Annotated in this window: 24 protein-coding genes; 17 read left to right on the top strand and 7 right to left on the bottom strand. The window is 54.1% G+C overall.

Going from position 1 to position 25376, the window contains the following annotated elements:
* The first annotated feature begins 155 nt into the window (after window positions 1-155).
* The 3 genes from iraP to adrA all read left to right on the top strand — a co-directional run bounded on the left by iraP (window position 156) and on the right by adrA (window position 2292).
* A complete protein-coding gene (gene iraP, locus QEN31_RS17565) occupies window positions 156-416 on the top strand; it encodes an anti-adapter protein IraP (RefSeq protein ID WP_001518423.1) in 261 nt (86 codons plus the stop codon).
* Window positions 417-767: 351 nt separating this feature from the next.
* Window positions 768-1088 (top strand): phosphate starvation-inducible protein PsiF, encoded by a 321-nt coding sequence (psiF, locus tag QEN31_RS17560; RefSeq protein ID WP_000705166.1) that lies wholly within the window; start codon window positions 768-770, stop codon window positions 1086-1088.
* A gap of 91 nt (window positions 1089-1179) precedes the next feature.
* Entirely contained in the window at window positions 1180-2292 is a 1113-nt protein-coding gene (adrA, locus tag QEN31_RS17555) for a diguanylate cyclase AdrA (protein WP_063808892.1), read from the top strand.
* Window positions 2293-2306: 14 nt separating this feature from the next.
* On the opposite strand, the gene proC is transcribed toward adrA, so the two are convergent.
* Entirely contained in the window at window positions 2307-3116 is an 810-nt protein-coding gene (proC, locus tag QEN31_RS17550) for a pyrroline-5-carboxylate reductase (RefSeq protein ID WP_000412193.1), read from the bottom strand.
* Between the two features lie 139 nt (window positions 3117-3255).
* On the opposite strand from proC, the gene QEN31_RS17545 reads away from it, so the two are divergent.
* From QEN31_RS17545 to ppnP, 5 genes are all read left to right on the top strand, one after another.
* The gene (locus QEN31_RS17545; protein WP_000158137.1) at window positions 3256-3711 is read left to right on the top strand and encodes a YaiI/YqxD family protein; all 456 of its coding nucleotides are present in this window, start codon (window positions 3256-3258) and stop codon (window positions 3709-3711) included.
* A 184-nt stretch (window positions 3712-3895) separates the two neighbouring features.
* Complete coding sequence (gene aroL / locus QEN31_RS17540) at window positions 3896-4441, top strand: shikimate kinase AroL (protein WP_000983569.1); 546 nt, start codon at window positions 3896-3898, stop codon at window positions 4439-4441.
* Between the two features lie 26 nt (window positions 4442-4467).
* Window positions 4468-4659 carry a protein YaiA gene (gene yaiA / locus QEN31_RS17535; protein ID WP_001143163.1) on the top strand — a complete coding sequence of 64 codons (192 nt, stop codon included), beginning with the start codon at window positions 4468-4470 and terminating at the stop codon, window positions 4657-4659.
* Window positions 4660-4909: 250 nt separating this feature from the next.
* The gene (locus QEN31_RS17530; RefSeq protein ID WP_001276437.1) at window positions 4910-5587 is read left to right on the top strand and encodes an AroM family protein; all 678 of its coding nucleotides are present in this window, start codon (window positions 4910-4912) and stop codon (window positions 5585-5587) included.
* A 70-nt stretch (window positions 5588-5657) separates the two neighbouring features.
* On the top strand, window positions 5658-5942 hold the full coding sequence (gene ppnP, locus QEN31_RS17525) for a pyrimidine/purine nucleoside phosphorylase (RefSeq protein ID WP_000941952.1): 285 nt from the start codon (window positions 5658-5660) through the stop codon (window positions 5940-5942).
* 37 nt (window positions 5943-5979) lie between these two features.
* On the opposite strand, the gene rdgC is transcribed toward ppnP, so the two are convergent.
* Complete coding sequence (gene rdgC, locus QEN31_RS17520; protein WP_099949700.1) at window positions 5980-6891, bottom strand: recombination-associated protein RdgC; 912 nt, start codon at window positions 6889-6891, stop codon at window positions 5980-5982.
* Between the two features lie 125 nt (window positions 6892-7016).
* Between rdgC and mak the strand changes: the two genes are divergently transcribed.
* Window positions 7017-7925, top strand: coding sequence for a fructokinase (mak, locus tag QEN31_RS17515; protein ID WP_001219277.1), 909 nt, complete (start codon window positions 7017-7019; stop codon window positions 7923-7925).
* Between the two features lie 21 nt (window positions 7926-7946).
* Here the strand turns inward: mak and araJ are convergent, their stop codons facing one another.
* The 3 genes from araJ to sbcD form a co-directional block, all read right to left on the bottom strand.
* A complete protein-coding gene (gene araJ / locus QEN31_RS17510; RefSeq protein ID WP_000755620.1) occupies window positions 7947-9119 on the bottom strand; it encodes an MFS transporter AraJ in 1173 nt (390 codons plus the stop codon).
* A gap of 172 nt (window positions 9120-9291) precedes the next feature.
* A complete protein-coding gene (sbcC, locus tag QEN31_RS17505) occupies window positions 9292-12432 on the bottom strand; it encodes an exonuclease subunit SbcC (RefSeq protein ID WP_099949699.1) in 3141 nt (1046 codons plus the stop codon).
* Entirely contained in the window at window positions 12429-13631 is a 1203-nt protein-coding gene (gene sbcD / locus QEN31_RS17500) for an exonuclease subunit SbcD (RefSeq protein ID WP_001221261.1), read from the bottom strand. The genes sbcC and sbcD overlap by 4 nt, the downstream gene beginning before the upstream one ends.
* Before the next feature lie 214 nt (window positions 13632-13845).
* On the opposite strand from sbcD, the gene phoB reads away from it, so the two are divergent.
* The 5 genes from phoB to malZ all read left to right on the top strand — a co-directional run bounded on the left by phoB (window position 13846) and on the right by malZ (window position 21052).
* Window positions 13846-14535 carry a phosphate response regulator transcription factor PhoB gene (gene phoB, locus QEN31_RS17495; RefSeq protein WP_000113921.1) on the top strand — a complete coding sequence of 230 codons (690 nt, stop codon included), beginning with the start codon at window positions 13846-13848 and terminating at the stop codon, window positions 14533-14535.
* Window positions 14536-14604: 69 nt separating this feature from the next.
* Window positions 14605-15900, top strand: coding sequence for a phosphate regulon sensor histidine kinase PhoR (gene phoR, locus QEN31_RS17490; protein WP_000893645.1), 1296 nt, complete (start codon window positions 14605-14607; stop codon window positions 15898-15900).
* 408 nt (window positions 15901-16308) lie between these two features.
* Window positions 16309-17628, top strand: coding sequence for a branched-chain amino acid transporter carrier protein BrnQ (gene brnQ / locus QEN31_RS17485; RefSeq protein WP_000149625.1), 1320 nt, complete (start codon window positions 16309-16311; stop codon window positions 17626-17628).
* Between the two features lie 74 nt (window positions 17629-17702).
* A complete protein-coding gene (gene proY / locus QEN31_RS17480) occupies window positions 17703-19073 on the top strand; it encodes a proline-specific permease ProY (protein ID WP_001555879.1) in 1371 nt (456 codons plus the stop codon).
* Window positions 19074-19234: 161 nt separating this feature from the next.
* Window positions 19235-21052, top strand: coding sequence for a maltodextrin glucosidase (gene malZ, locus QEN31_RS17475; protein ID WP_000930727.1), 1818 nt, complete (start codon window positions 19235-19237; stop codon window positions 21050-21052).
* 71 nt (window positions 21053-21123) lie between these two features.
* On the opposite strand, the gene QEN31_RS17470 is transcribed toward malZ, so the two are convergent.
* Window positions 21124-21726 carry a peroxiredoxin gene (locus QEN31_RS17470; RefSeq protein ID WP_000244731.1) on the bottom strand — a complete coding sequence of 201 codons (603 nt, stop codon included), beginning with the start codon at window positions 21724-21726 and terminating at the stop codon, window positions 21124-21126.
* Between the two features lie 209 nt (window positions 21727-21935).
* Window positions 21936-22517: an ACP phosphodiesterase gene (gene acpH / locus QEN31_RS17465; protein WP_001009858.1), complete on the bottom strand. Its 582-nt coding sequence runs from the start codon at window positions 22515-22517 to the stop codon at window positions 21936-21938.
* A gap of 93 nt (window positions 22518-22610) precedes the next feature.
* Here acpH and queA point away from each other — a divergent pair, with 93 nt between their 5' ends.
* From queA to yajC, 3 genes are all read left to right on the top strand, one after another.
* Window positions 22611-23675: a tRNA preQ1(34) S-adenosylmethionine ribosyltransferase-isomerase QueA gene (queA, locus tag QEN31_RS17460; protein WP_001266530.1), complete on the top strand. Its 1065-nt coding sequence runs from the start codon at window positions 22611-22613 to the stop codon at window positions 23673-23675.
* 196 nt (window positions 23676-23871) lie between these two features.
* Window positions 23872-24999, top strand: coding sequence for a tRNA guanosine(34) transglycosylase Tgt (tgt, locus tag QEN31_RS17455; protein ID WP_000667305.1), 1128 nt, complete (start codon window positions 23872-23874; stop codon window positions 24997-24999).
* 22 nt (window positions 25000-25021) lie between these two features.
* A complete protein-coding gene (yajC, locus tag QEN31_RS17450; RefSeq protein ID WP_000007628.1) occupies window positions 25022-25354 on the top strand; it encodes a preprotein translocase subunit YajC in 333 nt (110 codons plus the stop codon).
* Window positions 25355-25376 lie beyond the last annotated feature (22 nt).

The following is a 25376-nucleotide window of genomic DNA, read 5'->3' as shown; positions in this document are numbered from 1 at the left end:
GTCTCGTTTTCGGTCTGAGAAACGTTTCGCTGCGGCGACAGTGATAATTATTTGTGTAAAGTTCTTCCTGTATCATAAAAATAGTACTTTCAGCCTCTAGGCAGTGGTTCTTCATAGTGATAACGTCACCCTGGAACTAATAAGGAAATATGGTCATGAAAAATCTCATAGCAGAGTTGTTGCTTAAGCTAGCCCAAAAAGAAGAAGAGTCGAAAGAACTGGTTGCTCAGGTAGAAGCGTTAGAGATTATCGTCACAGCAATGTTACGTAACATGGCGCAAAACGAGCAGGAGATGTTGATACGTCAGGTAGAGGGGGCACTTGAAGGCGTAAAGCCGGATGCCAGCGTTCCTGATCACGATACGGAATTGCTGCGCCAATATGTAAAAAAGTTGCTGAGACACCCCCGGCACTAATCGTATTTAAAACAACACAGTTGTTATAACGTTACTTTTATGAAATAACATAGCCGCTTCGTTTTTATTTTCTTCTGGGTAATACAGAGCAAAATAAAAACGAAGCGGCTATGGTAATAACAGTGTAACGTTATGCGCTGTTCTTCTGCATCCTGCCAGTGTAACTGTGGATAATCGAATTGCACATTAGCCTACGGTTTGTCAATCAATAAAACATCTATTGCTAACGGTAAGTAATACTTTTACAGCCGGGTGGTATTTTTGCCAGTAACAGCCAGACTTATATAAAGTCCCTGGGATATTTCCCAAAGGGACAACGTGTAATGTGTACACTGACAAAAGGATGGTGCTATGAAAATAACATTACTGGTGACTTTACTTTTTGGCCTGGTCTTTTTAACCGCCGTCGGCGCAACCGAAAAACCGTTAACACCGCAACAGCAGCGCATGACGACCTGTAATCAGCAGGCGACAGCGCAAGCGTTGAAAGGCGATGCACGTAAAACTTACCTTAGCGACTGTCTAAAAAACAGCCAGTCAGGCCCTGGAGAGAAAAGCCTGACGCCGCAACAGCAGAAAATGCGTGAATGCAATGTTCAGGCGACGGAACAATCCCTGAAAGGCGATGACCGTAGTAAGTTTATGAGCGCCTGCCTGAAAAAAGCGGCGTAGTGCTATCGGGTGAGCCCTGAAAAACACTCACCCGAAATTTCATACTCCCTCCATGCGCTCTGTTTCTATAATTTGGGAAAATTGTTTCTAAATGTTCCCAAAAATAATGAATGATGAAAATTTTTACCGAAAAGCGGTTGAGCAGGCGGTAGCGCCGCCTGACCCTTCTGATGATCGTCAGCGCTCCGGGTTGCGCTTCGCCCGGCGCATCAGGCTACCGCGTGCGGTGGGGTTAGGGGGGATGTTTTTACCGGTGGCCGCCGTGTTAGTGACGCAACCTGTCTTTGGCGGCTGGTGGTTATTACTGGTCGGCTGGTCTTTTGTCTGGCCACATCTGGCGTGGCAGTGGGCGGCGAAAGCCCTTGATCCGCTACGCCAGGAAATTTACAACCTGAAAGTGGATGCGATCCTCTCCGGCATGTGGATCGCGCTGATGGGCGTCAATATGTTGCCTGCCGCCGCGCTGTTTATGATGATGAGCATGAATCTGATGGGGGCTGGCGGGCGGCGGCTATTCACTGTCGGAATGGGCCTTTTGCTGGCGTCATGTCTGGTGACGTTGCAGCTTACCGGGCTACCTGTCGCGATGCGAAGCTCGTCGCTGGAAGTCACGCTCTCTTTGCCCGTCATTATGTTGTATCCGCTTCTGTTCGCCTGGGTAAGTTATCAAACGGCCATTAAATTAGCGGAACATAAGCGACGCTTGCAGGCGATGAGTTCGCGGGATGGCATGACCGGCGTCTATAACCGACGCCACTGGGAAATTTTATTACGTAATGAATTCGATCACAGCCGACGCCACCATCGGGAGGCGACATTGTTGATTATCGATATCGATCATTTTAAGAGCATTAACGACACCTGGGGACATGATGTTGGGGATGAGGCTATTATCGCCCTGACGCGTCAATTACAGATAACGCTACGCGGGAGTGATATTATCGGGCGCTTTGGCGGCGACGAATTTGCGGTGATTATGTGCGGAACGCCGGCAGACAGCGCGATTACCGCCATGTCGCGAGTGCATGAACGGCTAAATACCTTACGCTTGCCGGGCGCGCCGCAGGTCATGTTACGTATCAGCGTGGGCGTGGCGCCGTTAACGCCACAAATCGGTCATTATCGGGAATGGTTAAAGTCTGCGGATATGGCGCTTTACAAAGCAAAGAATGCCGGACGTAACCGCACCGAAGTGGCGGCATGACGTCCAGCCGGGCTTCAGGATTTACTGAGCGCCTCTGATTTTTCCATACACTTCGTCATCGCTTCTATTACCGCAGCGCGGAAGCCACGTTCTTCCAGAACGCGTACGGCTTCAATCGTCGTTCCGCCAGGCGAGCACACCATATCTTTCAGTTCGCCGGGATGCTTTCCGGTTTCGAGTACCATTTTCGCCGATCCCATGACGGCCTGCGCGGCGAATTTATAAGCCTGAGCGCGAGGCATACCGCCAAGAACTGCTGCGTCCGCCATCGCCTCGATAAACATAAAGACATAGGCCGGCGAAGATCCGCTCACGCCAACCACCGGATGGATCATCGGCTCAGCAATCACTTCCGCCTCGCCAAAGCAGCGGAAAATATTCAGCACATCAGCCGTATCTTCCGGTGTGACCAGCGCGTTGGGCGTGACGGAGGTCATTCCTGCGTTGACCAGCGACGGCGTATTCGGCATAGCGCGAATGATTTTACGGTCGTGTCCCAGCGCGCGCGCAAGCTGATCAAGCGTTACGCCTGCGGCGATAGAGACCACCAGCGAGTCTTTGTTCAGGCTGGAGGAGATTTCACTGAGCACTTTCACCATAATGCCCGGTTTTACCGCGCCGAAAACGATATCCGCGACCTGAGCGACCTCCTGCGCGCTTTGCGCCGCATTAATGCCGTACTGATCATGCAGGGCGGCGACTTTATCGGGGGAGGGGGTATAGACCCAGATCTGGCCGGGAAGTACCTGACCGCTGGCAATCAGTCCGCCAAGAATAGCCTTGCCCATATTACCGCAGCCAATAAAACCGATTTTCTTCTCCATCTCGTCACTCCCTATGTTTGTGTGTTATGGGGAATGGTTAGCTTAACGCGGATTGAAAACGGGCAGAAGGAGAAACAGCACTTTGATGAAAGGCAAAAGCGCGAGACAATAAAAGATTGTATACCGTACGGGAGACATTATGACCATCTGGGTGGATGCGGATGCGTGTCCGAATGTCATTAAAGAAATTTTGTACCGCGCCGCCGAGCGGATGCAGTTGCCGCTTATTCTGGTTGCCAATCAGGCCTTGCGCGTGCCGCCTTCGCGTTTTATCCGCACGCTCCGCGTGGCCGCCGGGTTTGACGTGGCGGACAATGAAATTGTGCGTCAATGCGAAGCGGGCGATCTGGTGATTACCGCGGATATTCCGCTGGCGGCTGAAGTGCTGGAAAAAGGCGCTGCGGCTCTTAATCCCCGGGGAGAACGCTATAGCGACGCCACGATTCGCGAACGTCTGACGATGCGTGACTTTATGGACACGCTACGCGCCAGCGGCGTACAAACGGGGGGGCCAAACACTCTCTCGCCGCGCGATCGTCAGCATTTTGCCGCCGAGCTGGATAAGTGGTGGCTGGAAAGCCAGCGTAAAAAATAAATCATGTAATGAAAAATTTACAGTTTATTCATTTCTGATTCTTGCTATAGTACTAATATTGTGACTTTAGTACCTTTGTGTAAATTATTATTTACATTTATGCGTTGTACTAGTTAGATGATATGATTATAACATTGCTGATATCAAATCCTGCGTATGCGCAGTTCCTGGGGGAACGCCTGCTATGATGCAACCTCTTTATCTTGTTGGCCCGCGGGGCTGTGGGAAAACCACCATCGGTATGGCGCTGGCGCAGGCAACCGGTTTTCGGTTTGCAGATACCGACCGCTGGCTGCAATCGCACGTGCAGATGAGCGTCGCTGATATCGTTGAAAAAGAAGGCTGGGGAGGGTTCCGCGCCCGGGAAACCGCGGCCCTGGAGGCGGTAAGCGCGCCTTCGACTGTCGTGGCGACGGGAGGCGGTATTATTCTCACGGAGTATAACCGACGTTATATGCACCGTGTTGGCGTAGTGATTTATCTGTGCGCGCCGGTATCCACGCTGGTTAACCGGCTTGAGGCTGAACCTGAAGCGGATCTGCGCCCGACCCTCACCGGCAAGCCGTTGAGCGAAGAGGTTCGGGAAGTGCTTGAGCAGCGTGACGCGTTGTATCGCGAAACGGCGCATTACATTATTGACGCGACGAAAGCGCCGGCCCAGGTCGTTTCTGAAATTATTGCGGCGCTGCCGCCGTCGACGCAACGGTTACAGGGAGATGTCTATACTTAACGCTCACCCAGAATAAAGGAAACGCTATGCCAACCAGACCACCTTATCCGCGGGAAGCTTATATCGTCACCATTGAAAAAGGCACGCCGGGCCAGACGGTGACGTGGTATCAGCTACGGGCTGACCATCCGAAACCTGATTCGCTCATCAGCGAGCATCCGACCGCAGAAGAAGCGATGGATGCGAAAAATCGTTACGAAGATCCGGATAAATCATAGACGCATGAACCACTCGGAAGGGATTCTGAGTACCCCTAAATTGTATCTCCATCACATTCTTGAAACATTTATACTGGCAACTAAAACCGTAAATTAAGCGATAACAATACAATATTGGAGTTATTTGGAATCTTTACACAATACGTTGCTCATCTGCTGCTACGCTTTCTGAGATTTGTAGGGCAGGTAGCGCGGTGAGCGTGTGAATATTTGCCCGGGAATTACGACGAAGTAATAAGGTGGAATAAAAATGAGTGCGTCGTTGGCAATCCTCACAATCGGCGTTGTGCCAATGAGCGAAGTGTTACCGCTTCTGACGGAATACATCGACGAACAACACATCACCCATCATAGCCTGCTGGGAAAAATGAGCCGGGAAGACGTTATGGCGGATTACGCTGTAGAGCCTGGCGACGATCCGCTTTTGACGTTGCTGAATGATAACCAGATAGCCCATGTTTCCCGCCAGAAAGTGGAGCGAGATTTACAGAGCGTTGTCGAGGTGCTGGATAATCAGGGTTACGATGTCATTATACTGATGAGCACCGCGGCGATTAAAAGTATGGCAGCCCGTAATTCTATTTTGCTTGAACCGCTGCGTATTATTCCACCGCTTGTCGCCTCTATTGTGGATGGACATCAGGTGGGCGTGATTGTGCCTGTTGCAGAACTTCTGGCGGCCCAGGAGAAAAAATGGCAGGTATTGCAAATGCCGCCGGTGTATTCGCTGGCGAATCCGGTTCACGGTTCTGAGCAACAGTTAATTGATGCCGGACAGGCGCTACTGGATCAAGGCGCGGACGTCATTATGCTGGATTGTCTGGGTTTTCATCAGCGTCATCGGGATATTTTACAGCAGGCGCTGGATGTGCCGGTTTTACTCTCTAACGTTTTGATTGCGCGGTTAGCTTCAGAACTGCTTGTCTAATTTTACGTGACAGGCCGAACGTCAGGACTCTATATTGGGTGTTAATTTAATAATGAGACGGGGCCTGATTATGCTACAAAGCAATGAATACTTTTCCGGGAAAGTTAAGTCTATTGGATTTACCAGCAGTAGCACCGGCCGGGCCAGCGTTGGTGTGATGGCGGAAGGGGAGTATACATTTGGCACCGCCGAACCCGAAGAGATGACGGTTGTGAGCGGCGCGTTGAAGGTACTGTTGCCGGGAACTGTCGAATGGAAAGTGTATACAGCCGGTGAGGTGTTTAACGTGCCTGGCCACAGCGAGTTTCATCTCCAGGTTGCTGAGCCCGCCTCGTATCTGTGCCGCTATTTGTAACGGTGAGTCCCCTCTCCGGCGGAGAGGGGCCCTCTGGTTAGCGCTGCGCTTCGCCGCCTAATCCTTCCACCAGGCTTTGAATCAGCGCCGCCAGCTCGCCGGTCATCAGGATAAAGTCCGCGTCAAAACGTTGGGCAAAATCTTCCCGGTCGATATCTTCGTTCTGGTCGCGCAGCTCATCGCAGAATTTCAGACGCTTAATGGAGCCGTCATCGCACATGACGAATTGAATGCGCTGCTGCCAGTCGAGCGCCAGCTTCGTGACCACTTTACCCGCTTCAATATGAACGGCGATCTCGTCGCTGACCAGATCCTGCTTTTTCGCGCGGATCACGCCGCCATCTTCCAGCATCGCTTTCAATTCGGCTTCGTCCAGCAACTGGAAACCCTGAGCGACCGTACCGGAGCGCACCCACTCGGTGAGCGTCAGCTCAATCGGATTTTCCAGCGCCAGCGGGACGACCGGCAGCGAGCCAAGACTTTTACGCAGTAGCGCCAAAGTATCTTCCGCTTTTTTCGCGCTGGCGCAGTCAACCACAATCAGGCCGTTAACGGTATCAATCCACATCATTGTCTGACTGAAGCGGCTAAACGCGCGCGGCAGCAACGAATGCAACACTTCATCCTTCAGGGAATCTTTTTCCGTCTTCTTCAGCTTGCGTCCCTGATCGGCTTCCAGTTTCTGGATTTTCGCCTCCAGTGCCTGTTTGATCACTGGCGATGGCAGGATTTTCTCTTCTTTGCGCGCGCAAATAATAATTTGGCCATTGGCGGTGTGCGTTAACGCATCGCTGTGAGAGCCCATCGGCGGAACCCAGCCCATTTTGGCCATATCCTGGCTACCGCATGGGGTAAACGTCATTGAGGCGAGCTGTTTCTCCATCTCTTCGGCGCGTAATGTAATATCGCGGCTAAGACGGTAAACCATTAAATTTTTGAACCACAGCATGATAATTTCCACGGCCTTGTCGTTAAATCCAGGCGGTATAGTAACGAATTGTCGGCAGGCTTGCATTGCCAATCAGAACGGTGAATTCTACCCTGTTGATATTCCCAAAAAATGAGGAGCGGTATGTGCGTATTGGTATCGATTTAGGCGGCACAAAAACGGAAGTCATTGCGCTTGATGATGCAGGAGAGCAGCGGTTTCGCCATCGTCTGCCTACGCCGCGGGAGGATTATCAGCAAACGATAGAAACCATCGCTACGCTGGTCGACATGGCGGAACAGGCGACCGGCCAGACCGGTAGCGTCGGCATTGGCATTCCCGGTTCTCTCTCGCCTTACACCGGCGTGGTGAAAAACGCTAACTCTACGTGGCTTAACGGCCAGCCGTTCGATAGCGATGTGAGCCGTCGTCTGAAGCGTGAAGTGCGGTTAGCCAACGATGCCAATTGCCTGGCGGTATCAGAGGCGGTGGATGGCGCGGCGGCGGGGGCGCAAACGGTATTTGCGGTGATTATCGGTACCGGGTGTGGCGCGGGCGTAGCGCTAAATGGCCGGGCGCACATCGGCGGCAACGGTACGGCAGGTGAATGGGGCCACAATCCGTTGCCGTGGATGGATGACGATGAGTTGCGTTACCGCGAAGAAATTCCCTGTTATTGCGGTAAACAAGGCTGTATCGAAACCTTTATTTCCGGTACGGGATTTGCCACGGATTACCAGCGTTTGAGCGGTAACGCGCTAAAAGGCGATGAGATTATTCGTCTGGTCGACGCGCAGGACGCCGTGGCGGAACTGGCGTTAAGCCGTTATGAGCTGCGGCTGGCGAAAGCATTATCTCATGTCGTGAATATTCTGGATCCGGATGTCATTGTGCTGGGCGGCGGTATGAGCAATGTTGAGCGCCTGTACAAGACGGTTCCGTCGCTGATGAAATCGTTTGTTTTTGGCGGCGAGTGCGAGACGCCGGTACGTAAGGCGCGGCATGGCGATTCGAGCGGCGTGCGCGGCGCGGCCTGGCTGTGGCCGCTGGCGTAACGTTGTTAGCCGGATGGCGCGTCATCCGGCAACCGGCGTGACCGATGGCTGCTTGTGTTTTAGACGTCCGTATACCAGCAACGACGACATGGCGGAAAACGAGAGCAGGGCGGCGGGAAGCGCCACATAGTGGTACGCAAAACCTAGTGTCAGCATCAGCCCGCCGCACCAGGCGCCAATCGCGCTACCGAGATTAAACGCGATTTGCCCTCCCGCCGCGCCCAGCAGTTCGCCGCCTTTGGCGTTTTGCAGTAGCAGGATTTGCAGCGGCGCAGAGAGCGCAAACAGACCAGCGCAGCAGATAAACGCGAAAGTCAGCGATGTCGTTTTGTATCCGCTGAAGAAAAAGAGCGCCATGAGAGAAAGCACGATAACGAGGTCAGTCACTACCGCGATGCGCAGCGGAGTATATCTGCCGGAGAGTTTGCCGCTTAACAGATTGCCTAACACCATCCCCAGCCCGACCAGCATCATAATAAACGTCATGCTCGTCTCCGAAAAACCGGAGATGTACATCATAAATGGCTTGATATAGCTGAACCAGGCAAAAACGCCCGCATTGCCGAACATCGTGGCGGCGAAAATGAGCCACGGCGAGGGGCTACGCAAGAAGTGAAACTGCTCGCGCAGGCTGCCTTGGGCTTTGTCGCGAATATCCGGCACCCAGAAGAAAATTGCGGTGAGCACGGCGATGTTGAAAACCGCGATCAATAAAAAGGTGTAGCGCCAGCTAAATTCCTGGCTCAGGTAAGTGCCGAACGGAATGCCCACCAGATTCGCCACCGTCATCCCTGAAACCATACCCGCGACGGCGGCGGTGACCTTCCCGGGGCGGATAATCTTTGACAAGACAATGGCGCCGACGCCAAAAAAGGCACCGTGCGGAAAGCCGGAAACCAGTCTGCCGACGGCGAGCATCAGATATGACGAGGAAAAGGTAAATATGGCATTGCCCATCACGCACAACATGACCAGAAACAACAGTATATGTTTAAGCGAAAAGCGGCTGGAAAAGAGCGCCATAACAGGCGCGCCCAGCACGACGCCGAAGGCGTAAAACGAGATCATATGCCCGGCGGCGGGAATTGTTATCCCGACATCGCGTGCCAGCTCCGTCAGCACGCCCATAATGCCAAACTCGGCCATCCCCAGTCCGAACGTACCCAGCGCCAAAGAAAAAATAACTTTTTTCATACCACCTGCCGAAAATAAAGGCGCATGTTGCGCGCTGTGGCTGTGAATTGTCACAGCCAATCAACGTATAGCTTGCGGATAAGCGCGAGGTAATACCATTCCTTATCCGTCTTTGTGTATTCATTATTATGCTATGTCATGACGGTATGCTGTGCGCAGGATGACACTCGTGTTACTCCACGGCAAACGCTTTGTCCAGTTTGCTATAACCAAGCCCATTGATTTTTTTCACTTTTATCTGCACAGGGATACGTTCTTTCATGGCTTCCACGTGACTAATCACACCGATGGTCTTCCCGCTGGCATTCAGCGCATCGAGCGCATCCAGCGCGGCGTCCAGCGTTTCGCTATCAAGCGTGCCGAAGCCTTCGTCGAGGAACAAAGAATCAATGCGCGTTTTATGGCTGACCAAATCTGATAACGCCAGCGCCAGCGCCAGGCTGACCAGGAAACTTTCGCCGCCTGATAACGTTCGCGTATCGCGCACGGCGTCGGCCTGCCAGGTATCGACAACCTCCAGTTCCAGCGCGTCGCTGGCTTTGCGCTGCAATAAATAGCGGCCATGCAGGCGGGTGAGCTGATGATTCGCCAGCCAGACCAGATTATCCAGCGTCAGTCCCTGGGCGAATTTGCGGAACTTATCACCTTCTTTAGAGCCGATCAGCGCATTGAGATAGCCCCAGTCTTCCACTTGCTGAGAGGCTTGCTTCATTTCCGTCATCAGCGCGCGTTGGCGCTGCCGATTATCTGCATCCTGTTTAATTTGCTGGCGGATTTCCCCCTGGCGTGTCGTGTTCTCGCGCAGTTGTTGCGCCAACTGCGTCAGCCGCTGCGCGAGCTGCTCCGCCGTACACGTTGGGTCCAGACCTGCGGGCGGCTGTTGCTGATGGTCAGCCAGCGCCTGCGCGGACTGCGCGCTTAACGCCTTCGCTTGTTGTAGCTGACTTTCCAGCGTTTGTTGTTGTTTTTCCAGACGGGTCACGGTCTCTTCATCCAGCAACGCCGCCAGGAACGTTGCCTGGCTGTCAAACGGGCTATTTTTTAACGCCGCATCAAAGTGCGCTATCGCCTCGGCGGCGCGCTGCTGTTCCTGCGTCGTCTGTTCCTGCAGGGTTTGCAACTGGCTTTGTAATGACACGCACTCATCATGCGCCTGCCGCCAGTTATCCAGCGGCACGTCGTCGTCGGAATCCGCGGTATCCGTTTGCGGTAGCGTTTCCAGCAACGGGGCAAGCCTGTCGATCTGCGTTTGCAAATCCGCGAACTCAGTCTGACGCTGTTGCCATATTTTCGCTTCGTCGGCGCGCTCATTCAGCCACGAAGCCTCGTCTTCTGGCGCAGGAAGGGAAAGCGTATACTGCGCCAAATCAGCCGTCAGCGACGCCTGACGCTGCGCAATCTGCGCGGTAAAGCGCGCTACCTGTTCAGTATGCGCCGCGATTTGCGTTTGTAGAGCATGACGCTGGCTGAGCTGATCCAACTGTTGCTCATGCTCTTCCGCGGCGGTCAGCCAGCCCGCGAGGTCTTCTTGCGGCTGGAGCTGAACGCCCAGCGTAGCGCACAGCGTTTGCCATTCCTCAGTAAGCGCTTGCTCCTCCTGCAACAACGACTGCGCCTCGCTTTCATCCCGCTGTAATTGTTGCGTTAAGGCATCTAACTGTCCTCGCAGCGCCGCGCCTTCTTCCGCCAGCGTTTTGACCTCTTTTTCCAGCGCGTCGCGGCGGGTTTGATTCGCGCTCAGTTCCAGCGCCTGATAGGCGGCGATGGCGGGGTGCGTCGTCGAGCCGCAAAGCGGACACGGCTGGCCGGACTGTAAGTGCGCCCGCTGGCTTTCCAGATCTTTGATGCGCGCCTCCTGCTCGCAAATAGTGCGAACGTCCGCAAGCTCCTGCGCTTTAGTCTTATAACTCAAACGCTTATCCGCCAGACGTTGGGTGTATTGCGCCTGCTCCTGATGATGACGCGCGATAGCTGCCTGTAGCTGCGCCTGACGCTTTTGTTTCGGGAGAATTTGCCCCTGAAGCGCGGCGAGACGATGGCGTAGCGGACGCTGCCGGGTATGCAATGCTCTGGCTTCCGCCAGCGCCTGTGGCGTGAGGTCGAGCGTGAGCGGCGGTAGCGCATCACGCTGACGCGTATCGCTCAGCAACTGCTGTTGCCATTGGCTCAGTTGCGCCCGATCGTGGGATTGTTGTGTTAATAATGCTCGCCACCCCGCCAGTTCGCTGCGCCAGACGCGGATGCCGTCGTGTTCCGCCAGCCATGTCTTCAACCGCTGCCCTGTGGCGTTCAGTTGCGTGAATTGTCGATGCGCGCAGGCGCGGATACGCTGGCGCAGGCGATACGCGCTTTGTAAGCGAGCATTCACTTCATCACTGTGCTGGCGAACACGCTCAACGGCGCGGGTTTGTTCCTGAATGCGCTCCCAGTGCGGGCGCAACTGGCGAGCAGGTTGCGCCAGTGTCAACGCCGCGAGCTGCGGCTGCGCTTTTTCTCGCGCCTCTTGCGCCGCGTACAGCGCCTGCTGCCGGGCGTGTAATTCAGTGTGGAGCTCGTTTTTTCGGGTCAGCCAGTGAAGGTGCTGCTGCTGTCCCTGCTGGTCGGCCAGCAGGCGTTTCTCTTCGTCAGTAAGCGCCTGCAAACTGGCTTCCAGTTGCTGTAACTGTTCGTCCGCCAATAGGGCGACGCCGCTGGCCTGCGCTTGTAACTTTTCCAGTTCGAGACGGGCTGATTTATGTTTTTCAAATACCTGTGCGGAGATCTGCCCGTAAATCTCAGTGCCGGTGAGCTCCTCCAGAAGCTCTGCGCGCTCTTTCGCTTTGGCGTTAAGAAAGGCGGCGAACTGCCCCTGTGATAACAACATCGAACGGGTGAAGCGCCCGTAGTCCAGCCCGGTCAACGTGGCGATCATCTCCAGTTTATCCTTTACCTTATCGGCAAAGATCTTTCCGTCTGAACACCGTGCCAGCTCTACGCGTGGGGCCTGGAGATTGCCGTCAGGCTGATTTCGGGCTCGGTTCTGGCTCCAGAACGCGCGCCAGGCTTCGCCTTTTACCTCAAACTCCACTTCGGCCAGACATTCCGCTGTATCGCGCGTCATCAAATCGTTTTGCGATTGCGATACCGTATTCAGGCGCGGCGTTTCGTGGTACAGCGCCAGGCAGATGGCGTCAAGCAAGGTGGTTTTTCCCGCGCCGGTCGGGCCGGTAATGGCGAATAACCCGTTACTGGCAAACGGTTCGGCGGTAAAGTCGACCTTCCATTCTCCTTTCAGCGAGTTCAGGTTTTTCAGACGCAAACTGAGAATTTTCATGCCTCATGCTCCTCATTCAACGCGTAGAGCGTGCTGGAAAAGAGCTGATTCAGGCGCTCGCGCTGCGGGGGATCTAACGCTTCCAGCGCCAGACGCCGCGCAAAAACCTCCTCCACGCTAAGCTCGCTTAATGTTTCCCGCCGCTCGTTCGCCAGCGAGCGCTCGCGCTGTTCGCGGCTACGGCGCACCAGTAATACCTCTACGGGGAGTGACTCCGTTAATGTCTGTATTCTGCGTTGGATATCGTGCAGATAATCATCGGTGGTGATTTCAATATCCAGCCAGACGGGGGGCGATTGCTCAACGCCGCGCCACTGCTCAAGCTGTTCGGTAATTGACGCCAGGTCGCCTTTTAAAACCGCCAGCGGTTGAGTCACGGGGACAGCCAGACTTTCGGTACTTTGCCATTTCCCCTGCTCGAAGGTCACCAGATGCACGCATTTGCTTTTGCCGCACTCATCAAAGCTGAGGGCGATGGGTGAGCCGCAATAGCGGATATGCTCCGTGCCGCCGACACATTGCGCGCGGTGAATGTGTCCCAATGCGATATAATCCGCGGGGGGGAAATGCTGCGCCGGAAAGGCATCCAGCGTACCGATATAAATGTCGCGAACCGCATCGCTTTTGCTGGCGCCGACGGTGGTTAAATGTCCCGTCGCGATAACCGGCAGCTTTCGTTCGCCGCGTAGCTGGCACGCTTCCTGATACTGCTGTTGATAATAATCGGCAATCGCATGAAGAAGTTGCTGCTGTTTCTCGCTGCCGGATAATCCCGCCTGACTGGTAATAATGTCGCGCGGGCGCAAAAAGGGAATGGGGCACAGTACGGCGCCCGGAGACCCGTCGCGACGATGAAGTAGCCGCGGCGCATAGCCCGCGCTGGCGATCACGGTTGTATTGAGAAACGCCAGAATGTCGCGCGATTCGTTTAGCGTGGCGACGGAATCATGATTACCGGCCAGCACCACCAGATGACAGCCCGTTTGCTGTAAATTAACGACGAAACGGTTATAAAGTTCTCGGGCATAGCTTGGAGGCGAACCGGTATCAAAAATATCGCCAGCGACAATAATGGCATCCACCTGATGGGCCTGCGCGGTCTCCAGCAGCCAGTCCAGAAAAGCCTGATGCTCCGCGGCGCGGCTTTTACTGTAGAAATTTTGTCCCAGATGCCAGTCAGAGGTGTGGAGGATGCGCATAATTGTTCCATGCAAAAAAAGCGTGAACGGGATTATACACGTCATCCCTTCCATTTTTGGGCGCAATTTACCGCCGGTACACGGTAATGCATGGTTTCACCGGTGTCATAAATCATCAACATGCTGTCAATGCCGCCTTTTTTTTTCATAAATCTGTCATAAATCTGACGCATAATGGCGCGGCATTGATAACTAACGACTAACAGGGCAAATTATGGCGAGACGTATTCTGGTCGTAGAAGATGAGGCGCCGATCCGTGAAATGGTGTGCTTCGTGCTCGAACAAAATGGCTTTCAGCCCGTAGAAGCCGAAGATTATGACAGTGCGGTGAATAAACTTAATGAACCCTGGCCGGATCTCATCCTTCTTGACTGGATGTTGCCCGGCGGGTCAGGGTTACAGTTTATTAAACATCTCAAACGTGAAGCCATGACCCGGGATATTCCTGTGGTTATGCTGACCGCAAGAGGTGAGGAAGAAGATCGTGTGCGCGGGCTGGAAACCGGCGCTGACGATTACATTACCAAGCCGTTTTCCCCCAAGGAGTTGGTGGCGCGCATTAAAGCCGTTATGCGGCGCATCTCGCCGATGGCGGTCGAAGAGGTGATCGAGATGCAGGGACTGAGCCTTGATCCCGGCTCTCACCGCGTGATGACCGGCGACAGCCCGCTGGATATGGGGCCGACCGAATTTAAATTACTCCATTTCTTTATGACGCACCCGGAACGGGTTTACAGTCGCGAGCAGCTACTCAATCATGTCTGGGGCACCAATGTGTACGTTGAAGACCGGACGGTCGACGTGCATATTCGCCGTTTGCGTAAGGCGCTGGAGCACAGCGGCCACGACCGGATGGTGCAAACGGTACGCGGGACAGGGTATCGTTTTTCGACCCGCTTTTAATGCCTTTTCCGCCAGTAGAACACAGGTTTCTGGCGGAGAAGGCTTTCCATTCTTGAGGGAGTATGACGCGTGCTGGAACGGCTGTCATGGAAAAGGCTGGTGCTGGAGCTGGTGCTCTGTTGCATCCCCGCGCTTATCCTTAGCGCTTTTTTTGGTTATCTGCCGTGGTTTTTACTGGCGGCGGTGACGGGACTGCTTGTCTGGCATTTCTGGAATTTGTTACGCCTCTCCTGGTGGCTTTGGGTCGACAGAAGTATGACGCCGCCGCCGGGACGGGGAAGTTGGGAACCGCTGTTATACGGTTTACACCAGATGCAGTTGCGAAATAAGAAGCGTCGCCGCGAGCTGGGGAACCTGATTAAACGTTTTCGCAGTGGCGCGGAGTCGCTGCCTGATGCCGTGGTACTGACCACAGAAGAGGGCGGCATTTTTTGGTGTAACGGTTTGGCGCAACAGATACTGGGGCTACGCTGGCCGGATGACAACGGGCAGAATATTCTCAATCTACTGCGTTATCCGGAGTTTACCCAGTATTTAAAAACGCGTGATTTCACCCGTCCGCTTCATTTGGTGCTCAATACCGGGCGGCACCTGGAGATCCGCGTCATGCCTTATACCGATAAACAACTCCTGATGGTGGCGCGCGATGTGACGCAAATGCATCAGCTTGAAGGCGCCAGACGTAACTTTTTCGCCAACGTTAGCCATGAGTTGCGTACGCCCTTGACGGTATTGCAAGGCTATCTGGAAATGATGCAGGAACAGGCGCTGGAAGGGGCGACGCGAGAGAAAGCGCTGCATACGATGCGCGAGCAAACGTATCGTATGGAAGGGCTGGTAAAACAACTGCTTACGCTGTCTAAAATTGAGGCGGCCCCGGCGCTGTTATTAAATGAAAAAGTGGATGTACCGATGATGCTGCGGGTCGTGGAGCGTGAAGCGCAGACGCTCAGCCAGCAGAAACATACCTTTACGTTTGAGGTCGACGATAGTCTTAGCGTTCTGGGCAACGAAGAGCAGCTACGTAGCGCGATCTCAAACCTGGTGTATAACGCGGTAAACCATACGCCGGCGGGAACGCATATTACGGTGAGCTGGCGACGTGTCGCGCATGGCGCTGAGTTTTGCATTCAAGATAACGGTCCGGGGATTGCTGCCGAGCATATTCCTCGTCTGACCGAACGCTTCTACCGTGTCGATAAAGCGCGTTCGCGGCAAACGGGCGGCAGCGGCCTGGGATTGGCGATTGTGAAACATGCGTTGAATCACCATGAAAGCCGCCTTGAAATCGACAGTTCGCCTGGCAAAGGAACGCGATTTAGCTTTGTGCTGCCGGAACGTTTAATTGCCAAAAATAGCGATTAATTGCCTTTCGTAAGTATAACTTTCCATAAGCCAGCGGATGCTGGCTTATTTTCTTTGCAGTTAAGACGGGCTCGTTGAAACATTCAACGTTTGGTGGTTTTTTGTTCGCATGATTAGCCATAACTTTTTCATGAGAATGGTGTTTTATTCTGGTTGTAAATTTCATATCGCTATATTCATCTGGTTTTTAGATCCCACCTTGCTTTAAAACGTTATAAGCGTTTAAATTGCGCTTCAGGTGCTGTCATTACGACTGCATTTGCGCGGTAAATCGAAAAACAATTCTTCGCCGCATCGGTCCGGGAGCTTTTCCCGCTGAAATTGATAAAAAACGCCGCTTTATAATCCTCCGGGAAAGGCAAAAATTTTAATGTTTACAACATCACCATCCACAGGCAGTAAGACTTTATGACCCATCAGTTAAAATCGCGCGATATCATCGCCCTGGGCTTTATGACATTTGCGCTGTTCGTTGGCGCAGGCAATATTATCTTTCCTCCTATGGTCGGTTTGCAGGCGGGTGAACACGTCTGGACAGCCGCTATTGGCTTTCTGATTACCGCCGTAGGGCTACCGGTTCTTACTGTTGTGGCGCTGGCGAAAGTCGGCGGCGGCGTAGACAGCCTCAGTACGCCGATTGGTAAAGTGGCGGGACTCCTGCTGGCGACCGTTTGCTATCTGGCCGTCGGGCCGTTATTTGCGACGCCGCGTACCGCGACGGTGTCGTTTGAGGTCGGTATCGCTCCGTTGACTGGCGATTCTGCAATGCCGTTGCTGATTTACAGCGTGGTCTATTTCGCTATCGTTATTCTGGTTTCCCTCTATCCGGGTAAGCTGCTGGATACGGTAGGGAATTTCCTGGCGCCGTTGAAAATTATTGCGCTGGTCATCCTGTCCGTCGCGGCTATCGTTTGGCCTGCCGGTCCAATCAGCAACGCCCTGGACGCTTATCAGAATGCGGCCTTTTCTAACGGATTTGTGAACGGCTATCTGACGATGGATACGCTGGGCGCGATGGTGTTTGGTATCGTTATTGTGAACGCGGCGCGTTCTCGCGGCGTGACCGAAGCGCGCCTGTTGACGCGTTACACGGTCTGGGCCGGCCTGATGGCGGGCGTGGGGCTGACGCTGCTTTACCTTGCCTTGTTCCGCTTAGGTTCTGACAGCGCGACGCTGGTCGATCAGTCAGCGAACGGCGCGGCGATTCTTCATGCCTACGTTCAGCATACCTTTGGCGGCGCGGGAAGCTTCCTGCTGGCGGCGCTGATCTTTATCGCGTGTCTGGTGACGGCGGTGGGGCTGACCTGCGCCTGCGCTGAGTTTTTCGCGCAGTATATTCCGCTGTCTTACCGCACGCTGGTCTTTATTCTCGGCGGCTTCTCTATGGTGGTGTCAAACCTCGGACTGAGCCATCTGATTCAAATCTCCATTCCGGTGCTGACGGCTATCTATCCGCCGTGTATCGCACTGGTTGTATTAAGTTTTACCCGCTCATGGTGGCATAATTCCACCCGTATCATCGCGCCGGCCATGTTTATCAGTCTGCTTTTTGGTATCCTTGACGGCATCAAAGCATCTGCCTTCGGCGATATGCTGCCAGCCTGGAGTCAGCGTTTGCCGCTGGCGGAACAGGGACTGGCTTGGTTGATGCCAACGGTGGTGATGGTGATCCTGGCGATTATCTGGGATCGCGCGGCGGGTCGGCAGGTGACCTCCAGCGCTCACTAAAATCGCTGACATATGTGTACACCACGGGGCTTAACGCCCCGTGGTTTTTTATTGTGTTGATAGGTCAGAAATTGATGGAAAGCAATAATAAGCTAAAGCGTGGGCTGAGCACCCGGCACATTCGCTTTATGGCATTAGGTTCGGCAATCGGCACCGGCCTGTTTTACGGCTCGGCGGACGCCATCAAAATGGCGGGGCCGAGCGTGCTGTTGGCCTATATTATTGGCGGGGTCGCGGCATATATCATTATGCGCGCATTGGGGGAAATGTCCGTTCACAACCCTGCCGCCAGCTCATTTTCGCGCTATGCGCAGGAAAACCTCGGCCCGCTTGCGGGCTACATTACCGGCTGGACCTACTGTTTTGAGATCCTGATCGTCGCCATTGCCGACGTGACCGCGTTCGGCATTTACATGGGAGTCTGGTTCCCCGCCGTGCCGCACTGGATTTGGGTACTTAGCGTGGTGCTGATCATTTGCGCCATCAACCTGATGAGCGTCAAGGTGTTCGGCGAGCTGGAGTTTTGGTTCTCCTTCTTCAAAGTCGCCACCATTATTATCATGATTGTCGCGGGTATCGGCATCATTGTGTGGGGAATTGGCAACGGCGGGCAGCCGACCGGCATTCATAACCTGTGGAGCAACGGCGGCTTCTTCAGCAATGGCTGGTTGGGAATGATCATGTCGCTGCAAATGGTGATGTTCGCTTACGGCGGGATTGAGATTATCGGTATCACCGCCGGGGAAGCGAAAGACCCGGAGAAATCCATTCCGCGCGCCATTAACTCAGTACCGATGCGTATCCTGGTATTTTATGTCGGCACGCTGTTCGTCATTATGTCTATCTATCCGTGGAATCAGGTCGGCACAAACGGCAGTCCATTTGTGCTGACGTTCCAGCATATGGGGATTACCTTTGCCGCCAGCATTCTGAACTTTGTGGTATTGACCGCCTCGCTTTCCGCTATCAACTCCGATGTGTTTGGCGTAGGCCGTATGCTGCATGGTATGGCGGAGCAGGGGAGCGCGCCGAAAGTCTTTGCTAAAACGTCACGCCGTGGTATTCCGTGGGTCACTGTGCTGGTGATGACGATTGCGCTGCTGTTTGCGGTTTACCTGAACTACATCATGCCGGAAAACGTCTTCCTGGTGATTGCTTCGCTGGCGACGTTTGCGACGGTATGGGTATGGATTATGATCCTGCTGTCGCAAATCGCCTTCCGTCGTCGTTTACCGCCGGAAGAGGTAAAAGCGCTGAAATTTAAGGTGCCGGGCGGTGTCGTAACGACGATAGCGGGTCTGATTTTCCTGGTCTTCATTATTGCGCTTATCGGCTACCATCCGGATACCCGCATCTCACTGTATGTGGGCTTCGCCTGGATAGTTCTGCTGTTGATTGGCTGGATATTTAAACGCCGTCGCGACCGTCAATTGGCGCAGGCGTAGTCGTTTTTCTCTGCCTTATCCGGTCTGCAGGCAACGGTAGACCGGATAAGCGGAGCCGCTTCTCCTCCTGGAGCCTCCTCCCCTAATAAACCCCTGGATGATGAGTTATCCTTTAAATCTCTGTGGCAAGGTGGCCCCATTTTCAGTAGAGGGGATACGAGATGTTGAATGCCTGGCACTTACCGGTTGCCCCATTTGTGAAGCAACATAACGATAAATTAACCATTACGCTGTGGCTGAGCGGAGAAAATCCGCCGTCTCGCGTGACGTTGCGCTCAGAATTCGATAATGAAGAAATCTCACTGGCGATGCGCAAACAGCGCCGCCAGCCGCAGCCGGGCGTGACGGCGTGGCGAGCGACGCTCAATATCGCGTTAGGGCAACCCCGTCGCCGTTACAGCTTTAAATTGCTTTGGCATGACCGCCAGCTTTGGTTTACGCCACAGGGATTTAGCCGTTTTCCGCCTGCGCGTCTGGAACAATTTGCGGTTGATGTGCCGGATAGCGGCCCGCAGTGGGTCGCCGATCAAATTTTTTATCAGATCTTCCCGGATCGTTTTGCCCGCAGCCAGTCTCGTGAAGCCGGGCAGGACCGGGTGTACTACCATCATGCCGCAGGTCAGGAGATTGTGCTGCGCGACTGGGACGATCCTTTAACCCCCCAGGCGGGCGGTTCCACCTTTTACGGCGGCTGTCTGAATGGCATTTGTGAGAAGCTGCCGTATCTGAAAAAACTGGGCGTCACAGCGCTATATCTGAATCCGGTATTTACCGCGCCGAGCGTCCATAAGTACGATACGGAAGATTATCGCCATGTCGATCCGCAATTTGGCGGCGATCGGGCGCTGCTACGCCTGCGGCGTAAAACCCAGGTGCAGGGCATGAGGCTGGTGCTGGATGGCGTGTTTAATCATAGCGGCGACTCGCATGTGTGGTTTGACAGGCATAACCGCAGCACTGGCGGCGCGTGCCATCACCCGGACTCGCCGTGGCGCGACTGGTACTCCTTTTCACCACAAGGCGTGGCGCTGGACTGGCTGGGTTATCCGAGCCTGCCGAAACTCGATTATCAATCAGAAACGCTGGTCGATGAGATCTATCGCGGTGAGGACAGTATCGTTCGTCACTGGCTAAAGGCTCCGTGGAATATGGACGGCTGGCGGCTGGATGTCGTACATATGCTGGGCGAGGCGGGCGGGGCGCGTCATAATTTGCAGCACGTCGCCGGTATTACCCGGGCGGCAAAAGAGGCGCAGCCCGAAGCCTATATTGTGGGGGAACATTTCGGCGATGCGCGGCAGTGGCTACAGGCCGATGCGGAAGATGCCGCCATGAATTATCGCGGCTTCACCTTCCCGCTATGGGGATTTCTCGCCAATACTGATATCGCTTACGAACCACAGCATATTGATGCCCGGACCTGTATCGCGTGGATGGATAACTACCGCGCCGGGCTGTCACATCAGCAACAACTGCGCATGTTTAATCAACTCGACAGCCATGATACTGCGCGCTTTAAAACTCTGCTGGGTAAAGACGCGGCGCGCCTGCCGCTGGCGGTGGTCTGGCTGTTTACCTGGCCCGGCGTGCCATGTATTTATTACGGCGATGAAGTCGGCGTGGACGGCGCAAATGACCCCATGTGCCGCAAACCGTTCCCATGGGATGAACGCAAGCAGGACGGCAACTTGCTGGCGCTGTACCAGCGTATGGCGAAACTGCGCCAGAGCAGTCTGGCGCTGCGTCGTGGCGGATGCCAGGCGCTGTATGCCGAAGGTGACGTAGTGGTATTCGTGCGAGTTTATCAGCAGCAGCGGGCGCTGGTGGCGATTAACCGGGGCGAGGCCTGTGAAGTGGCGCTGGAAGCGTTGCCGTTGCTGAACGTGGCCGGATGGCAATGTAAAACGGGAAGCGGTGATATCCGCGAGGGAAGACTTAGTTTACCCGCGATTTCCGCGACGGTATGGATGAATCGTTGAGGCGAGGTGGTTCGTAACACCTTACGCATAAAAAAGGCTCGCATTCGCGAGCCTTTTATCAATGCACTGACTTACAGGCTGGAAATGTTCTCAGCCAGGTATTTAGCCACGCCGTCCGGAGAGGCGTTCATGCCTTCTTTGCCTTTTTCCCACTGCGCCGGGCAGACATCACCGTGCTCTTCGTGGAACTGCAGCGCGTCGACCATACGCAGCATTTCGTCGATATTACGACCCAGCGGCAGATCGTTTACGACCTGGTGGCGAACAATACCGTTAGCGTCAATCAGGAAAGAGCCGCGCAGCGCAACGCCTTCGTCCGGGTGTTCGATACCGTAAGCTTTCTGAATTTCACGCTTCACGTCGGCGACCATTGCGTATTTCACCGGGCCAATGCCGCCTTTATCGACAGGGGTGTTACGCCATGCGTTGTGAACGAACTCAGAGTCGAAAGAAACGCCGACCACTTCAACGCCGCGCTTCTGGAATTCTTCATAACGTTTATCAAAGGCGATCAGCTCAGACGGGCAAACAAAAGTGAAGTCCATCGGCCAGAAGAACAGAACGGTCGTTTTACCATTGGTGTGCTGTTTGAAGTTGAATTTATCAACAATCTCACCGCTACCCAGTACCGCCGCAGCGGTGAAATCCGGGGCCTGACGAGTAACCAGTACCATAATAATTCTCCTGCAATATTAAGGGTTTTAGAACGCAACGCGGGCAGTATAGGGAGGGCGAAGCGACAAAACAATGCGGTCTTGACAATCAATGAGACAGCTTTTGCCTATCGATCGGGTCATTATAAATCGTAATGATGACCCTTTTATGACAGCGAACGATCTTTCTGCCAACGGCGGATCTGACGCACGCCCTCGCTATCAGGCCGTCACAGCGCTTTGCGGGCGGCCTGTGCCATCATACGCGGATAAAAATGCCAGAAGCGCTCTTCTAACGCGTCGTAGTGCGCGTCCAGATCGTACCAGGAATCACGCAAGGCATCCAGCCGGGGACGGCGATTCGCCATGCCATTCAGCACGTTTTGAATGAAATCCATATCGCGATACCGCTCTAACCATTTTTCTGACCAAAGATAATCATTCAGGTTGACAAAGCGCGGCGGGGAGTCGGGCAGAATCGTCGCGACCTGCGCATGGGCGTAGCCGACAAACGCCTGAAGTGGAAAATCGGGAGAGATTTGCGTCCAGTGACGCGATAAAAAATGATCCCACATGACGTCCAGCGTAATGGGCGCCACGCGCCGCGTTTCATGGCGGAACCACTCTCGCGCCTCACGAACTTCCGGCAGGTTGTCGGTCATGACGTCAATACGCCGATGCATATAAATACCCTCTACCACGTCAGGAGGATAATGCGTTGCCGGGTTACCGCGGACAAAATCGGCCAGAAGATTACCGGAAAGCGAGCTGTCGGCAAGGTGCGCCAGATGCAGGTGAGCAAGAAAATTCATTATTGATTCTCTGTCCAAAAAGCGGGTAACGGTTGCAGCGGGAACGCCCCGGCACTAGACTACCCGCCTCTTATTTTAGTCTGAGTCAGAGTCATGCGCGTTACCGATTTTTCCTTTGAACTACCCGAATCCCTGATTGCCCACTACCCACAGCCGGAACGCAGTCGCTGCCGTTTGCTGTCATTAGAGGGGCCGACGGGCGCGCTGACGCACGGTACTTTCACCGATCTGCTCGATAAGCTCAACCCTGGCGATTTGCTGGTCTTCAATAATACCCGCGTGATCCCGGCGCGGCTCTTTGGCCGTAAAGCCAGCGGCGGCAAGATAGAAGTGCTGGTCGAACGTATGCTCGATGATAAACGCATCCTGGCGCATATTCGCGCTTCTAAAGCGCCAAAACCGGGTACGGAACTGCTGCTGGGCGACGACGAAAGTATTCACGCGACCATGACCGCGCGTCACGGCGCTCTGTTTGAAGTTGAGTTTAATGACCCGCGTCCGGTGCTGGATATTCTTAACGCCATCGGCCATATGCCGTTGCCGCCGTATATCGACCGTCCGGACGAGGACGCCGACCGCGAACTGTACCAGACGGTCTACAGTGAAAAACCGGGCGCCGTCGCCGCGCCGACCGCGGGGCTGCACTTTGATGAGCCGCTGCTGGCGGCGCTTCGTGAGAAAGGTGTCGAAATGGCGTTTGTTACGCTACACGTAGGCGCGGGCACTTTCCAGCCGGTGCGTGTCGATACCATTGAAGATCACATCATGCACTCCGAATATGCTGAGGTGCCGCAAGAGGTGGTCGACGCGGTGCTGGCGGCGAAAGCGCGCGGCAACCGCGTGATTGCTGTCGGCACCACCTCGGTACGCTCGCTGGAAAGCGCGGCGCAGGCGGCAAAAAGCGATTTGATAGAGCCGTTCTTCGGCGATACGCAAATCTTTATTTATCCAGGTTATCAATACAAAGTGATTGATGCGCTGATCACCAACTTCCATCTGCCGGAATCGACGTTGATTATGCTGGTTTCCGCATTTGCCGGTTATCAACACACCATGAATGCCTATAAGACTGCGGTAGAACAAAAATATCGCTTTTTTAGCTACGGGGACGCGATGTTTATCACGTACAATCCGCAGGCTATTTCTGAGCGTCCGTAAGAAGGCTATCTCACTTGCCATTTTGACGCCGGGCAGTGCTCGCCATCCTCACGTACTGCGTGTACGCTCCGGTGGCTGTGCGCTGGTCGACCCCAAACTGGCTGCGCCGATGACGTCTTCGGGAATTTATTAGCTATGGAATCATTCCGTAGCGAGTCGTTAAACGTCGGACTGTTTTTCTGACGCAGGAGTGATAATGAAATTTGAGTTAGATACCACCGATGGTCGTGCGCGTCGCGGTCGTCTGGTGTTTGATCGTGGCGTAGTGGAAACGCCAGCCTTTATGCCTGTGGGTACTTACGGTACCGTGAAAGGCATGACGCCGGAAGAAGTGGAAGCGACCGGCGCGCAGATTATTCTCGGCAACACTTTCCACCTGTGGCTGCGCCCGGGTCAGGAAATCATGAAGCTGCATGGCGATCTGCACGATTTTATGCAGTGGAAAGGGCCGATTCTCACCGATTCCGGCGGCTTCCAGGTCTTCAGCCTCGGCGATATTCGTAAGATTACCGAGCAAGGCGTGCACTTCCGTAACCCGATCAACGGCGATCCGATTTTCCTCGATCCGGAAAAGTCGATGGAGATCCAGTACGATCTCGGTTCCGATATCGTGATGATCTTTGATGAATGTACGCCGTACCCGGCAGACTGGGACTATGCTAAACGCTCGATGGAGATGTCGTTGCGTTGGGCGAAGCGTAGCCGCGACCGTTTTGATAGCCTTGGCAATAAGAATGCGCTTTTTGGCATCATTCAGGGCAGCGTTTACGAAGATTTACGCGATATCTCGGTGAAAGGTCTGGTAGAGATTGGCTTTGATGGCTACGCTGTCGGCGGTTTGGCTGTCGGTGAGCCGAAAGCAGATATGCACCGCATTCTGGAGCACGTTTGCCCGCAGATCCCGGCTGACAAACCGCGTTACCTGATGGGCGTGGGTAAACCGGAAGATCTGGTGGAAGGGGTGCGTCGCGGTATTGATATGTTTGACTGTGTCATGCCAACGCGAAATGCCCGTAATGGTCATCTGTTTGTGACCGACGGCGTGGTGAAGATTCGTAATGCAAAGCATAAAAGCGACACCAGCCCGCTTGACGCCGAGTGCGATTGCTACACCTGTCGCAATTATTCACGCGCTTACTTGCATCATCTCGACCGTTGCAACGAAATATTAGGTGCGCGTCTCAATACCATTCATAACTTGCGTTACTACCAGCGTTTGATGGCGGGTTTACGCAAGGCTATTGAAGAGGGTAAATTAGAGAGCTTCGTAACCGAGTTTTACCAACGTCAGGGGCGACCCGTTCCACCTTTGAACGTTGATTAATTTTAATAATGAGGGAATTTGAATGAGCTTTTTTATTTCTGATGCGGTAGCGGCAACAGGTGCTCCAGCGCAGGGCAGCCCGATGTCTCTGATTTTAATGCTGGTGGTGTTTGGTCTGATTTTCTATTTCATGATCCTGCGCCCGCAGCAGAAGCGCACCAAAGAGCACAAAAAGCTGATGGACTCCATTGCGAAAGGTGATGAAGTTCTGACGAATGGCGGTCTGGTCGGTCGAGTGACCAAAGTAGCGGAAGCCGGCTACATTGCCATCGCGCTGAATGACACCACGGAAGTGGTTATCAAACGTGACTTCGTAGCTGCCGTTCTGCCGAAAGGCACCATGAAGGCGCTGTAATATTTCGTTTTCCCAAAGGGAA

It is taken from the genome of Salmonella sp. SA15303, from assembly GCF_029962125.1.
Lineage (GTDB): Bacteria > Pseudomonadota > Gammaproteobacteria > Enterobacterales > Enterobacteriaceae > Salmonella > Salmonella enterica.
Note: the sequence above shows the minus strand (reverse complement) of the source record. Positions and strands in the feature narration are given on the sequence as shown.